The sequence below is a fragment of the Streptomyces sp. NPDC038135 genome, assembly GCF_055601245.1.
The window spans coordinates 17,186-30,988 of the sequence record NZ_JBVJXS010000017.1; the positions used below are offsets into that span (position 1 = coordinate 17,186).

General features: G+C 69.9%; 11 protein-coding genes. 9 read left to right on the forward strand and 2 right to left on the reverse strand.

Annotation, left to right across the window (positions count from 1 at the left end):
- Positions 1-70: 70 nt before the first annotated feature.
- The 9 genes from ACZ7JA_RS35780 (at position 71) to ACZ7JA_RS35820 (ending at position 9,216) form a co-directional block, all read left to right on the forward strand.
- Positions 71-1,021: a C40 family peptidase gene (locus ACZ7JA_RS35780; protein WP_470812617.1), complete on the forward strand. Its 951-nt coding sequence runs from the start codon at positions 71-73 to the stop codon at positions 1,019-1,021.
- Between the two features lie 3 nt (positions 1,022-1,024).
- The gene (locus tag ACZ7JA_RS35785; RefSeq protein WP_470812619.1) at positions 1,025-1,300 is read left to right on the forward strand and encodes a hypothetical protein; all 276 of its coding nucleotides are present in this window, start codon (positions 1,025-1,027) and stop codon (positions 1,298-1,300) included.
- Positions 1,301-1,306: 6 nt separating this feature from the next.
- Complete coding sequence (locus ACZ7JA_RS35790; RefSeq protein WP_470812621.1) at positions 1,307-2,575, forward strand: hypothetical protein; 1,269 nt, start codon at positions 1,307-1,309, stop codon at positions 2,573-2,575.
- 108 nt (positions 2,576-2,683) lie between these two features.
- Entirely contained in the window at positions 2,684-3,757 is a 1,074-nt protein-coding gene (locus ACZ7JA_RS35795; RefSeq protein WP_470812623.1) for a hypothetical protein, read from the forward strand.
- A complete protein-coding gene (locus ACZ7JA_RS35800) occupies positions 3,754-5,937 on the forward strand; it encodes a hypothetical protein (protein WP_470812625.1) in 2,184 nt (727 codons plus the stop codon). Before ACZ7JA_RS35795 ends, ACZ7JA_RS35800 begins: the two co-directional genes overlap by 4 nt.
- A 253-nt stretch (positions 5,938-6,190) precedes the next feature.
- Positions 6,191-6,700 (forward strand): hypothetical protein, encoded by a 510-nt coding sequence (locus ACZ7JA_RS35805; RefSeq protein ID WP_470812627.1) that lies wholly within the window; start codon positions 6,191-6,193, stop codon positions 6,698-6,700.
- Positions 6,701-6,852: 152 nt separating this feature from the next.
- Positions 6,853-7,782: a ParA family protein gene (locus tag ACZ7JA_RS35810; RefSeq protein ID WP_470812629.1), complete on the forward strand. Its 930-nt coding sequence runs from the start codon at positions 6,853-6,855 to the stop codon at positions 7,780-7,782.
- Positions 7,779-8,648, forward strand: coding sequence for a hypothetical protein (locus tag ACZ7JA_RS35815; protein ID WP_470812631.1), 870 nt, complete (start codon positions 7,779-7,781; stop codon positions 8,646-8,648). The genes ACZ7JA_RS35810 and ACZ7JA_RS35815 overlap by 4 nt, the downstream gene beginning before the upstream one ends.
- 115 nt (positions 8,649-8,763) lie before the next feature.
- Positions 8,764-9,216 (forward strand): hypothetical protein, encoded by a 453-nt coding sequence (locus tag ACZ7JA_RS35820; protein ID WP_470812633.1) that lies wholly within the window; start codon positions 8,764-8,766, stop codon positions 9,214-9,216.
- A gap of 225 nt (positions 9,217-9,441) precedes the next feature.
- Here ACZ7JA_RS35820 and ACZ7JA_RS35825 read toward each other — a convergent pair whose 3' ends face one another.
- Positions 9,442-10,695 (reverse strand): competence protein CoiA family protein, encoded by a 1,254-nt coding sequence (locus tag ACZ7JA_RS35825; RefSeq protein WP_470812635.1) that lies wholly within the window; start codon positions 10,693-10,695, stop codon positions 9,442-9,444.
- A gap of 301 nt (positions 10,696-10,996) precedes the next feature.
- Entirely contained in the window at positions 10,997-13,471 is a 2,475-nt protein-coding gene (locus ACZ7JA_RS35830) for a helicase associated domain-containing protein (RefSeq protein WP_470812637.1), read from the reverse strand.
- Between the last annotated feature and the right edge of the window lie 332 nt (positions 13,472-13,803).

Genomic DNA, 13,803 nt, shown 5'->3' on the forward strand with positions numbered 1-13,803 from the left:
CCCCGGAAGGAGATTTGCGCTCTTGAGAGCCTCAACAGCCGTCACCGTCGGCGTGGGAGCGACCGCGGCCGTGGTCGTGGCCGCGCTCGTGCAGGGGGCCGGCGACCACCCGCTGTCCACAGCGCTCAGCCTCGCCGTCCCCACCCAATACAGGTCGCTGATCGAGAGTGCGGGAAGCACCTGCCCCGAGGTCACACCGAATCTGCTCGCCGCGCTCCTCACACAGGAATCCGGATTCAATCCGAAAGCGAGTTCCCCGGTCGGCGCGCAAGGCATTGCGCAGTTCATGCCGTCGACGTGGGAGACGCACGGTGTCGACGGAAACGGCGACGGCAAACGCGACGTCTGGGATCCCGAGGACGCGATCCCGGCAGCCGCCGGATACCTGTGCGGCATAGCGAAAGAAGTCCAGGATGTTCCCGGTGACAAGCAGGGCAACATGCTCGCCGCCTACAACGCCGGGAGCGGCGCGGTCCGCAAATACGGCGGCGTGCCACCGTATAAGGAGACGCAGAATTACGTCCGGTCCATTCAGGCCCTCGCCAGCAAACCCACTAGCGGCGGCGGTAAAACAGCGACCACGGTCCAGGCCTCTACCGCCATCAATGCGGCAACGGCAATGATCGGCACCCCGTATTCGTGGGGCGGGGGAAACGCGAGCGGCCCCAGCACGGGCATCTGTTGCTCACCCCGGGGCCGGTCCGGTGCATCGATCACCGGTTTCGACTGCTCCGGGCTCACCCTCTACGCCTACGCCCAGGTCGGTATCGCTCTCCCCCGCACGGCGGCGCAGCAATACGCCGCGTCAGAACCAGTGAAACCAGGCGACGTTCGTCCGGGGGATCTCGTGTTCTACGGCTCCAGCACCACCAGCATTCATCACGTCGGCATCTATATCGGCGGCGGCTGGATTCTCGACGCCCCGCGTCCCGGCGCCCGGGTCCGTTACGACCCGATGGACACCATGCCGGACCTGATCGCCGTCGCCCGCCCCACCACCCACCACACCCAGGAGGTCTGACTCATGTCCAAGCTCACCACCCTCGCCAAGCCCGTCGACATGTCCGGCGGCTTCAAGGACTTCTTCGACACCATCGGCCTGACCGGCGGCGGTCTGGTCACCAAGGGCATCGCCGCCGTGATCGCGATCATCGCCCTGCGGATGCTGCTGCAGCTGTCCAACGACCCCAAGGGCGCCCTGCAGAAGGGCTCCTTCGCCGTGGGCACCCTGTTCGTCGCGGTCATCCTCGCCCTCTACGGCGACACCCTGTTCTCCACCGTCACCAACGCCAAGGGCTGACCCGGCATGGCAGACAAAGACCCCTGCGACCTGATCAAAGGCCCCGGCCGGGCCTACTGCGAACAGGACAACTCAGGCGGCGGTCCCCCCGGCACCGGCGGTGCCGGGGGGACCGGCGGCGGCCTCACCGACGGGGCCTCCGACCACGTCAAGCAGCTCGCCGACTTCCTGATCAAGAAAGTCACGAGGCTGGTCGCGCCGAAAGACGCGTGGGCGCCGGCCAAAGCCGACAGCTGGGTGTATGAGCAGTTCCTGTGGCTCGGCCAGCACCTGGCCGTCACGGTCTTCATCTGCGTCGTTGTCGTGTGCGCCCTGACCGCTTGGCAGGGCGCACCGCGTCTGAAGCAGTTGGGCGCCTCGACCGGCTGGACGCTTGCGGCCGTCGCTGGCATGGCATCGGTCCCGGGCGCTGTGATGCTGCTCAACAAGGCCGTGAGTAACGCGTTCACGGCCGCGTTCGACAGCAACGAGTCCACGCTGTTCCCCGTCATCCGCACCGATCTGGAGAAGGGCGCGGATGCGGGGAACCCACTGGCCTTGCTGCTGATCATCTCCGCGCTCGTCGTCGCCCTGGCCTTTGCTGCGCTGGTGTTCATGACCCGCCAGATCGGAATCCTGGTGTTCGTGTGCATGGCGCCGTTGATCCTGGCGTCCCTGGCGCGCGGTGGGGACACCAGCGCGGTCAAGACGTGGGCGCAGCGGCTGCTGGGGCTGATGCTCGCCCCCTTCGCCCTGCTACTGGTGAGCCCGTTCGTGAAGCTCGCTGAAGGCTCGCTCGCGGTGGACGCCGTCCTGGTGATCGCCGCAGACGCGCTCATGCTCCGGATGATCTTCCACGGTGTGCCCTACTTCGGGCCCAAGGTGGCCAGGGGCGTGCGGACGCTGGTGGAACACAACACCACCAACCCGCTGGCTCGTGCGATGGTCCGGGCCGGGGTGCCGGACTTCTACGAGCAGGAGAACACCCCGCGCCTGCCGCGCACGGTGCCCACCCCGGGTCGTGCGATGTCGCAGGACCGGGGCGTGCTGTTCGCCGCCTACGGCGTCAAGCGACCCCAGCGGCCGGGACGCCTGACCACCGAGTCCGCGGTCGCCTCGGCCCGCCGTCAGGCGACCGAGGCCGCGACCCGCAACGCGCAGTTCCGCCAGGTGCGTGCCGCAGCCCAGGCCCGCTTCGGCGGCACCCAGCCGCCGAACCCGCCTGGCCGTGGCACGAGCCCCCGGCCCGCGTCCCGCCGGACCGGCTCGCCCGATGGGTCTGGTGGCACCCAGTAACAGCAGCCGATTGCTCCCGGCCCCGGTGCTCCGCCCCTCCCGCTGTACGGCGGCGAGGGGCGGACACCGGGGCCGGCCTTGTCCGCCGCACATCCTTGGAGGCTTTGCATGTATTCCCTGACGCCCGGCTACCGTGTCCCGGCTCTGCAGCGTGGGCTCAGCCCTGTCGAGACCCTGCTGACGAAGGTCAATGCCGGGGCCGGGGGCGCGATCCTGGCGTCGGCGATGCTCACCCCGCCGCCGGTGTGGACGTTCGGCGCGGTGGGCGCGGCCGCGGCGCTCCTGAACCTCGCGCCGGGGCCGCGCTCGATCGGCCGGTGGGCGGCGGTGGGCTACCGGCATCTGCGCGAGCGCACCGCCCCCGCCGCCATGCTGACCCGGGCCGGGGCGACCGCGACGTGGGCGCTGTATCCGGAGCACGGCACCATGCAGGACCCCGCACGGCGGGCCGCGTTCCATGACGCGTTCTCCCGCGCGCTGACGTTCACCGCCGGGCAGGCGCGCACCGCCGGGATCCAGGTCCACGTCACCCACCACGCCACCGTCCGCGACCACACCGCGCACACGCAGACCATCAGCGTGCACGTCCCCAAGGGAATCGTCGGCCAGCCCGCCCGTGTCCTGGACACTCTCGCGGGTGAGTTCGCCGCGCTGGGCGCCCTGACTCCCCTGCCCCCCGACCCCGTCCCCGCCGTGACCGGGCGCGGCCCCGGCTGGGCCGCGCTGGGCGACGGCCGCTACGCGGCCACCGCACGGATCACCGCCTGGCCCGAGGAGACAGGCGGCGACCTCATGCCCCGCCTCCTGCTGGGCCAGGAATCCGACCGCTCCCTCGCAGTCCTCTACCGGCCGCTGCCGGTGGGGCAGTCCCGCCGGTCGGCGAAGTGGCAGGCCGCTACGGCTGAGGCGTTCACCACCGACAAGGTGAAGGCCGCCACCCATGAGATCGCCTCCAACACCGCGCACGGCGCGCTGGTCCAGGGCGCCACGCTCGTCGACGTCGACGCCTACCTGACCGTCTGGGGCGACAGCCCGGAGGCGGTCACCGACGCCCGCTGGCAGGCCTCCCTGACCGCAGACCGGCACCGCATCCACCTGGACTGGCTGCCCGGCCAGCAGCACCGCGCCCATCTGATGACCACCCCCCACGCAGCCTCCACCCAGAAAGGGGCGATCCTGTGATTCGCCTGCCCTCCAGCCACGCCGCGATCACCACCCCCCTCGTCGCCTCCACCACCACCTTTCCTGGCATCCCGATCGGGCGGTCCCTGCTGGACGGCCGCCCGTTCCACCTGTCCCCGGTGCAGGCGCCGGCCGCGATCCTGCCGTCCACGAACTCCCTTGCCCTGGGCGGTCTCGGCTCGGGCAAGAGCACCACCGCGAAGGCGAGGATCCGCCGCGAGATCCTCCGCCACGGCCACCAGGCCGTCGTCATCGACAGCTTTGGGGAGGACAGCGGCGGCGGTGAGTGGGCGGCGCTCACGCGTGAGCTCGGCGGCCGGGTCATCGAGGCTGGCGCCTTCACCCTGAACCCCGTCGCCACCTTGTTCCCGCCGGAAGTCCGTGAGCAGCTGGTGCGCTCACTGATCGCCGCTGTCGAGCCCGCCGCGCTGAGCCCCCAGGCCACCCACGCGCTTCAGCACGCGCTAAACCACCCGAAGGCGACGGGCCTGAACGGGCTGGTGGATGCGCTGGTCGTCCCCGAGGACGGCAGGTGGCCTGCTGCCAAGCTGATGGAGTGGGGTGAGGGCGCCGCGATTGCCCTGTCCCGCTACACCGAAGGCTCGCTCCGGGGCCTGTTCGACGGGCAGGACGCGAGCCTTCCCGAGACCGACCTGCCGATCCTCAGCTTTGACTTCTCCCGCCTGGACCGCAATTCGCCCGCGATTCCGTCGCTGATGGCCGCGATCTCGTGCTGGGCGGAGCACGTGTGGCTGCGGCAGTCGACCGCCGTGCACCGGCACCTGGTCCTCGAGGAGGCCTGGCAGATCCTGCTCTCCCCGGCCACCGCCGAACTCATCCAGCGCCTGCTGAAGAACTCCCGCAAGGCGGCACTGTCCCTGGACGTGGTGATGCACACGCTGTCCGACCTCGGCGACGGCAAGGCACAGGACCTGGCACGGCTGTGCGAGATCGCCCACGTCGGACGCCTGAACCCCGAAGAGGCCGCCATCGTCGGCAGCCTCCTCGGGCTGCCCGCCTGGGCGGTCGAGAGGATCCCGAATCTGGACCCGGGACAGGCCCTGTGGAAGGTCGGCCCCGACTACGTCGACATCATCCAAACCGTCCTGGACGAGGACGAGATGCGGCTCACGGACACCTCGACCCGCCGCCGCGCAGCACAACAGGCCGCTGAGGCCGTCGAGACCACCGCTGAGACGACGGACGGGACCGATGTCGACGCGGGGGTCGAGGCCGAGGCCCAGCCCGAGCCGGAGACTGACGACGGCGAGGACCTGCACGGTCCGATGGCGCTGGGCGGGCAGGACGGCGTCGGGGATGGCTGGGACTGGGAGATGCCGCCCAACGTGATAGACGGACGGCACCACGACGTCATCCTGGCCGCGAGTGAGGGCCGGTGTGACGAGGCCGCCCAGCTCGCCGCCCTCGGCGAACGGCAGGACATCACCGCCCACGGCATCAACTCCGACGAGGCCGCCCTGTGGCTGTCAACCCGCGCGAAGGTGGCCGAACTGTGCGGAAGCCCCGACCAGGCGGCTCAACTGCGCGCTACCGTCACCCGCATGGGCAAAGACGTCGAATGGTGGCAGCAGGAGCCCGCGAGCAACACCACGGCCACACCGGCCTGGGCCGACGCTCCCCAGCCGCCCACGGAAGGCTCGCCCGATGCCGGCGGGGTGTCTTCACAGCCCAACCGGCGTGCCTGGCCGTACGTCGCGGTGATCGCGGGGCTGGCGTTGGTGGCCACGGGCGTATGGCGGAAGGGCGACGACGACCGAGAACGCCACGAACGACAGGCCAAGGCGGCCACATACCAGGGGCGAGCGGGAGCGGCGCTTCATATCGACGGCGTCGACGCGGACGTAGTTGCTCGCTGGACCAGTAGTAGGAAGCGCGTCATCGTTGAACTCGACGCGCTGTTCGATGACGACTCCCGTTTCCTACGCCTCGATGCGTCAGGGCGCAGCGCGAAGAGCGTGCGGGAACCCGGCGACTTCCAGCGGCCGCCTGAGATTGTGCTGCCAGTGAAGGACCCCCTGGCGGATGTGACCGTTCGTGTAGCGGTCGGCGGGAAGGCCTGGAAGGAAGGCATGGCGCCGCACTCCAAGACCGTGCGCCTGTCTCCGACCGGTGTCGCCTACGACGCCGAGACCGGGGAGAAGCTGCCCTCCGACATCTGACACCCGCATCCCCGTATCACCCACGGCCCGCGCCTCACGGCGTGGGCCGTCTGCTGTTCCGGGTGCTCCGCCTGGCCCTCGCTTCGATCCGGTCGGCGAGGGCCAGGCGGGCCGCCCGGCCTGGCCAGCGTGGCCCTGAGCCCCGTCCCGGCGTCCAGGCCGGGACGGGGCCACAAGCCCGGGCGGCCGTCGCATCGGCAGGTGCCGGCCGCCCGCTCCCTCACCCCTCTATCGAGATCAGGAGAACTCCAGCATGCAGCATCGTCCCGCCGTCTTCGCCGTCCTCCTCGGGCTGACCCGCGCCGCCAGCGCGATCGGCGATTTTTGGGCCCAGTCGGACTTCTGCGCCCGTGTGAAAGGCGCCTCCGACGATCACCCGGTCACCTACCAGCACCCGGACACGAAGGAGACGACGACCCACGGCACCACTGACGGCCGGAAGGCGTGCTTGCAGCACTGCCTCACCTACACCGCTACCCAGGCGATCATCGCCGGACTCGGAGCCCGCGCGCTCGGCATCCGGGTCCACCCGGCCGCCGCCGCGGCCGCGCTCGCGGTGTCTTTCGGCACTCATTACGCCGCGGACCGCCGCGTGCCGGGCAAGGGCCTGCTGGAGAGGCTCGCCGTCAAGACTGGCAAGGGCGACTTCTACAAGCTGGCCTCGCACGGAATGAACGGCGCCTTCCACCTCGACAGTGCCTGGCACCACGCCTGGGAAACGGTCGCCGCCCTGGTCGCCACCACCAATGCCACCGCCAGGTGACAGCCGCTGCCGCACCTTGATGTGATCTGGGCCGCGCCCCCTTGTAGACGAGGGGGCGCGGCCCTTTTTTGTTTCCGGTCCGGCGGTGGCAGTGCTGGACGGTCGTGGGACTATGCGGGGCAGCATCACCCCGTACGACAGGAGATCCGTCGATGCTCGACGCTGACCCGACCCACCTCGTTGACCGGAGTGCGCTCGCCCGCTCCTACGTCATCGCCAACGGAAAGGGCGGCGTGGGCAAGACCACGCTTGCTTCGAACCTGGCCGGCCTCGTCGCTGCCGACGGGGGATCGGTACTGCTCATCGACGTCAACGGGCAGGGGAACATCGGCCGCGATCTCGGCTACCGGGGCAGCGGCATCGATGACGAGGGCGAGGCATTCGCCGATGCCCTGCGTATCGGCGCACCGCTCAAGCCGGTGTCCGGCGTCCGGGAAGGCCTGGACGTGGTCGTGGGCGGCCAGCACGTGGGCGCGGTCCCCGACATGCTCGCCGCGACCTACCGCATGCAGCAGCACCGCCAGGCCCTCGCCCTCGCCATCAGCCTCGCTCCCGTGGCCGGCCGCTACGACCTGGTCGTCATCGACAGCGCCCCCGAGAACCCGCCGCTGCAGCAGCTCGCTCTCTCCGCCGCCCGCTGGATGGTGGCGCCGACCCGCTCGGACAAGGCCAGCATCAACGACGGGCTCGGCTCCATCAGCCGCCAGTTCCAGCTCGTCCGGACGGCCGTGAACCCGGACCTGACCCTGTTGGGTGTGGTGCTGTTCGGAAGCGGCAGCGCCTCCAAGCAGATCCACCGCAACGCGCGTACCTGGGTGGCCGAGGAACTGGGAACGGACACGTACCTGTTCGACACCATCGTCCGCCACAGCGAGGCGGTGAGCCAGGACGCCCGCAGCCACGGCCGGCTCGTGCACGAGCTGGAGCTGGCAGCCGCATCCAACCCGAAGTTCTGGGACCTGCGGGCCGGACGCGCCGCTGCCGGATCCATCGTGTCGGCGACGTCCGCATCGGTCGCCGAAGACCTCGCTACGCTCGCCAGGGAGATCTTGACCCGGGCCGCCGAACAGGACGCAGCATGACCACCGACACCGAGACCACCGCAGACCGATTCGGGCTGACCAGCACCACCCGCGCCAGCACCACCCGCGCAACGGGCCTGGCAGGCCTCAGCCGTCGGACCGCGGGCACCGGCACAGCCGACGACGCTCTCACGCTCGCGTCCCTCCCGGACCCTGATGTCGCCGCCGGTGACACCCCGGATCTCACCGACGACGAGCGCCGCGCCCTGGAGCTGTGTAAGCGCGCCGTACGCGCCCACCACACGGCGTACTGGCTCACGGGCAAGGCACTCGACGCAGTGGCCAACCGCCGCCTGTACCGGGCCGACTACGCCACCTTCGACGACCTGCTGGCCGACTGGGGCGTCACCCTCGCCGACTCCAGCCGCATGCGCCGAGGATGGCGCCTCGCGGAACGCCTGCTCCCGTCCTTTCCCAAGCTCACCGTCTCCCACCTGGAAGCCCTGTTCCCGGTGGTCAAGCTCTACGACGTCGAAGCGGCCGCCACCCTTTACACCCTGCTGAGGGAAAGCCGTCCCAAGGTCACGGCCCGCGATGTCAGCGACTTGGTCCGAGAGTTGCCCGGACCGTACGGCACCATTGCTCCCGTCGACGCGATCCGCGAGCAGGTCGAGGCCAGGCTCACCGAACCCGCCGCACAGCCCGACGATGACGACGAGGCAAGCGGCCCCGCACCTGAGGCACCCGAAACGGCCCCCGCACGCCAGGCAGTCGACCAGCGCGCCCGGCAACTCGCCCGTGACCTCAAGCGCGCCAGCATCACCCGCCGCGAGCTGAACCAGACTCTCGCCGAGGCGTTTGCCGACCCCGACGACCCGCAGGTCTATCGGGCTCTGCTGCGGTGGATGAAGGCACGCAACAGGTGACCCGGAAGGGATCCTCAGCAGGGCGCCGATTTTTCTTCCAATTCGGAAGGAAGCGTTCGATTCATTCGAACGCCGAGTGTTAGCGCAGGTCAGGGCGGCGGATAGGATTTCGTTTGTGACGAAAGCGACTTCCGTTCCAAACGAAAACGGCACTGCCACACCTCCACAGCAGACGACGCCCGCGCCCAAGCAGCTGTCGGGGTGCGAGTGGTGCGGCAAGCCGGTGGAGTACAGCGGCAAAGGGCGGCCCCCGCGCTACTGCTCGCCCGCGCACCGCCGCCGGGCATGGGAACTGCGCACCGCTCAGGAGCGTTCCGAGCGTCCGGTGAGCGAGGGCGGGCGCCACGGTGAGCCGGTTCGGGAAGTCGTCCAACACGCCGTGGCGCTCCCGGCGCAGCGGCTGAGTGGTCGGCCCTACACCCTGCCCGAGGACGCGGTGGAGTGGGTCCAGGCGCTTGCGGCACTGCGGCGTGAGGCAGTGGACAATCCGCGGGTCGCCCCCTTCCGTGAACAGCTCGCCGCGGCGTGCGAGCGCACCGCACGAGCCTTGCGGACCGAGGGTCCTTGATCCAGGGCCCCGCCGGAGCACGGGCGTCCTAGTCGAGTCCTTCTGTGGGTGTCTGGGGTCCGGCGTCCTTCCCGGTGTGAGGTAGTCGGGCGGCGCTGGAGCCCGTGAGGGGCCGCTGCGTACGTGACCCGGCACCCGCTGTACGTCGACGCGGTGCCGGACGGCGTCGCTTCGGACCCCGACTTGTTTCGCGGTGCCACCCTCTCGACAGGCCCGCGCGTCGGGTTACAGAGTGGCGGTTGCCGGCAGCACGCGCTCCTGGTCCATCTCGCCGGTGTCCGGGTTGAGGACGTAGACCTGGAACGGCGCCCACGCCCGGCCGGCGAGAGTGTCGAGATCGCTGTGGGAGGGGACCAGCAGGGCCAGTTCTTCTGCCCAGGCCCTCAGCCTGCGCGGGTCCGGGCAGGCGACTGCGATCAGCGTCCACTGCTTGCCGTCAGGGCCGCTGCGTTCATAGACCGGCCTGCCGTCGCCGTACCGGGAGTCCGGCGTGCCGAAGACCAGGTCCAGGCCGAAGAACAGCTCGGCGATGGCCCGGAAGTAACTCCACTGCTGCTGATTCAGACCCGTGCGGCTCCAGAACGCGGCGTACGCACGGTCCTTGGCCGCCTTCTTCCGGGCCCTCTCCTCCCGCCGCCGCGTCTCGGCCTCCTCATCTGCCTCCCGTCGACGTCTGGCCTCTGCCTCCTTCCGGGCGCACTCAGCGTCCAAGGCCGCATATGCGGGGGCCGTCCACCACAGACGCCACACGTCGGCCCAGGACCTGGTCCAGCCTTCTGCCCAGTCGCCCCAGCCGTCTTCGTCGGTGACCTTCCGAGTGTTTGAGAGGGGCTTGTGCGGCACGATCCCGCCCGTCAGCATCCACGCCACCGCGTCGCTCAGCGCCGCACCGACCGGCGACCAGTTCACCGGCCGCGTGGATAAGCGAGCCAGGCCAGCGGTCACCCTCCACTCCTGTCCGCGTTCCTCGGGGGCCTGGACCAGGAGCGTGGGCACCGCGCCCACCCACGGGCGCGGCCGGAAGCCGAACCAGCACACCCGCACACCGTCCCGTTCGTACAGACCGGTGCGGGCTGCGATGTCCTCCACTGTGATGGGGGACAGCTGCGCCTCCAGCGCCATCAGCCGGGTGCCGTCCGGGCTGAAAACCATTACGTCAGCACGCCATTCCCCGGTGAGCGCGGCGACCTCTAGTTCGGCCCGGAAGCCCGCGGCCCGCGCACAGGTCACCAGCTCCAGCTTGAGGAGGTGATGCTCCAGCGACTCGTTCGCCAACGAGCACGACGGCGGCTTGGCGCGGTGGTAGAGGTGCCGGGTGTCCAGCTTGGAGAGACGGGCGTGGACCTGACCGCCGCACTCCGGGCACGTCAGCTCCACGCCACGCACCCGGTGGATGTCCTGCCATGACTTCCCGCAGCCCAGATCGTCCAGGGTGACATCCAGCCGCCCCCACTCAGCATGATCGGCAGTCAACTGCACTAGGCCACTCCCCCACCGCGTCTCCGGTCGCGGTCATGATGCGCCCAGGCACTGACAGGGCACGCTGCAGAATCCGGACGCGTGAGCATGTGCCGCACAGACATGTGAGCGTCTATCGGAGACGCGTGGCCCCAGCCGCCGCCGGGGCCTGGACGCTAGGTGGCGGGAAGGTTGTCTTTCGCTGCAGGTTGGACGCGTAGTTCCGCGAAGTGGGCCCGCGCCTTGTCCCCGTGCCGGCCGACCCGGGCCAGCTCCGCCCCATACACGTCCAACTCCCCGCCGCTCATCCCCTGTCCGGTGCTCACGCCGTCTCCGCCCCTCCAGCCCAGTCGAGTCCGAGGCCGGCGAGCCGCTGCAGCTGCGCTTGGTCCAGCTTGGCCCGCCTGCTCTTGGTGTTCGACAGCCACACCCCCAGCTTGACCTCACTGCCGTCCGGCAGGGTCTCCACGTGGGAGCGGCTGACGGGCCCTGTGCCGCCCGTACGCTCCCGGTACTGCGCCAGGGCCGCACGCCCCCGCTCGAACGCCCCAGAACCACCCCTGGACGCCTTCCCGGGCTTCTCCTGCTCCTCAGGCGGCAGGGGTGTGACGCCGAGCCCAGTCAGCCGTTCCCGCTGCCCGGCCTTCAGGCCCTGCCAGACGACGTGCTGGCGCTGCCGCTGGAGCCACCGCCCCACATCGACCCCGTCCGCGGTCACCCCGGGCACGATCTCCTCCCACCCCGCGCCCAGCGCGACGAGCCCGGCGACGGCGGCGTACTGGCGTTGCCAGTCCACCGCCCACCCCAGCGCGCCGGGGTTCCAGTCCTCATCGATCGCGGCGAGCTGCGCCGCGCGCCGCGCGGCGGTCTCCGGGTCTTTGCCGAGCCCGCCGGTTTTGCGGCAGTTGGCCAGCCACTGCCCCACCGGCTTGTCCAACGCCGTCGCGGTCACCGGAGCCGCCAGCGTCCCCGTCTCCGCAAAGTACGCACGCGCCGCGGACAGGTTCTCCTCCCACGCCGCATCCGACGGGTCCCACACGATGCCCAGCTCGTCCAGGTCATCGGCCCGCTGCGTGGCCATCCGCCCCGCCGCGAGGGCCCGCCGCTGGTCGGCCAACCAGCGGCCCAGCGGGAACGAGTGCCCGCCCGGCATCAACTCCCGATGCCCGTACGGCACGGCCAGGTGCCCGGTCCGCTCCCGGAAGGCGACCGCCGCGCGATGCCCGGCCTTCCAGTTCGCGTGCTCGGGCTCCATCAGGTTGTAGCGGACCATCCGCGCGATCAAAGCCGGATCGCGGTGCGTACCGAACCGCAGCAGCACCCGCTGATCCTCCTCGCCCTCCTGCGGCTCCTCGCCCAGGAACGACGGCAACGTACCCGTCACCGGCGAATCCTCCTGCGGAACAGCGAGCATTTCCACCGCCCGCTCATCATGCGCCCGCAACCCGTTCAACACCTTGATCAAAGGCCGATACGACACCGAGTACGGCATATCCTCCGCCGTCTCACCCGGCCGCAAAAAAATCGGCACCACCAGCGTAGCGAGTTTCCCCTGACCCGGTTTCTGCCGCAGCGCCCGCCCAATCGCCTGGACAATGTCCACGGCCGAGCCCTTCGGGTCGATCAGGGCGACCGAGTCCACGGCCGGACAGTCGACACCCTCACCCAGAACGCGGCAAGAGGACATCACTGCCCACCCGGCCCGTCCCCCGAACTGGGTGAGCCGGTCCGCCCGCACGTCCGCGTCGTGCTCCCCGGACAGCCAGTTAGCCCACACCCGCTTCGGGTGCCGGCCAGGGTCCTCGACGTGCAAACGCTTCGCAACCCGCCCCAACCCCTCAGCGAACGCCCGCGCCTCGATCGTGCGGTGGTGGAAGGTGATGCACCGCCGCAGACCATGCGCCGCCATCGTCTCCAACAACGCGGCCTGGAGCACCGCCAACCGCTCCCCCCGCACCTCCTCCGACTCCCGCTGCTCCCCATAGAGCCGGTCCGGAGTCAGGCTGGGATCCCGCAGCTCCGCCACCACGATCTGATACCGCGCAAGCAACCCCCGCGCGATCGCATCCGACAAATCCAGCTCGAACAGAACCGGCCCGAACACAGCCTCATCGTCCATGGAACAGGCCAGCTCCTCGGGCAGCCGGTCTACCCCCTCCGCCGGCACCTCGCCCGCTTCCTCACGCCGCCACCGACGCGGCGCACGCTCCTCCCAAATCCGCGGCGTCGCCGTCATATACAACCGCCGCATCGCCGGCAGCAGCTCCTGATCGTGCACCGCCGCCCACGCCTTCGCGAACGACCCACTGGTGCGGTGCGCCTCATCGACCAACACGACGTCCCACACGTCCATCGGCAGCCCGTACTCACCCTGGTGCGCCTCGATCAGCACCGGCAGCGAGGCGTACGTGGCGAACACCGTCACCGGCCCCCGCCCGTGCCACAGCCCTAGCTGCGGCGCACTCGTGGTGCACCGCACACCAAGCGAAAACAGACCCGGATCATCCTCAAGCGAGCACACCGCAACCGCCGGCCCCACATGCCCGAACTCCCGCCATTCCTTGACCGTCTGCGCCAGCAACGCCAGCGTCGGAACCAACACCAAAACCCGGCCATCCGGCGCCAACCGCTTCACCGCAGCAGCCCCGATGAAGGTTTTCCCGGTACCGCAGGCACTCACCACCGTCCCCCGCAAACCCTGCGGAGGGATCCGTTTACCAGGCGGAATATCCAAGCCCTTCACGATGGCTTCCACAGCCTCGATCTGATGCGGATAAAGAGAGAACGACTCCGTCATCCCAAGGGCCTCCGATCCAGGGGGAGAGGTGGGCGGGATCCGTTCACGATCCTACCCGTTGCATCACCCATGCTGAAGCGGCGTATGCGTAAGCACACCAGTACGGCCGGAAAGCATCCCCCAGCGGCCAATCCCGTGCTACGTTCCCCCTATGCCAGCAGCGTGAGACCACGGATCGGCACGGTTCGACCGATCCCCCTGACGGCACGTCTGGTGATGCCAGGTCAGTTCCGCAACTCGGGGCCGGGCGGTCCCCCGCGCATCCTCGGCCCCGGCCGGGGGTGGTGGGGGAGGGTTCGTGATTCTACCTGGCAGCAGAGTTGATGCAGCCC

Coding starts and splice junctions, on each gene's coding strand:
- ACZ7JA_RS35815 (WP_470812631.1), top strand. CDS start 7,779: ATGACCACCGACACCGAGACCACCGCAGACCGATTCGGGCTGACCAGC.
- ACZ7JA_RS35785 (WP_470812619.1), top strand. CDS start 1,025: ATGTCCAAGCTCACCACCCTCGCCAAGCCCGTCGACATGTCCGGCGGC.
- ACZ7JA_RS35805 (WP_470812627.1), top strand. CDS start 6,191: ATGCAGCATCGTCCCGCCGTCTTCGCCGTCCTCCTCGGGCTGACCCGC.
- ACZ7JA_RS35830 (WP_470812637.1), bottom strand. CDS start 13,471: ATGACGGAGTCGTTCTCTCTTTATCCGCATCAGATCGAGGCTGTGGAA.
- ACZ7JA_RS35810 (WP_470812629.1), top strand. CDS start 6,853: ATGCTCGACGCTGACCCGACCCACCTCGTTGACCGGAGTGCGCTCGCC.
- ACZ7JA_RS35790 (WP_470812621.1), top strand. CDS start 1,307: ATGGCAGACAAAGACCCCTGCGACCTGATCAAAGGCCCCGGCCGGGCC.
- ACZ7JA_RS35795 (WP_470812623.1), top strand. CDS start 2,684: ATGTATTCCCTGACGCCCGGCTACCGTGTCCCGGCTCTGCAGCGTGGG.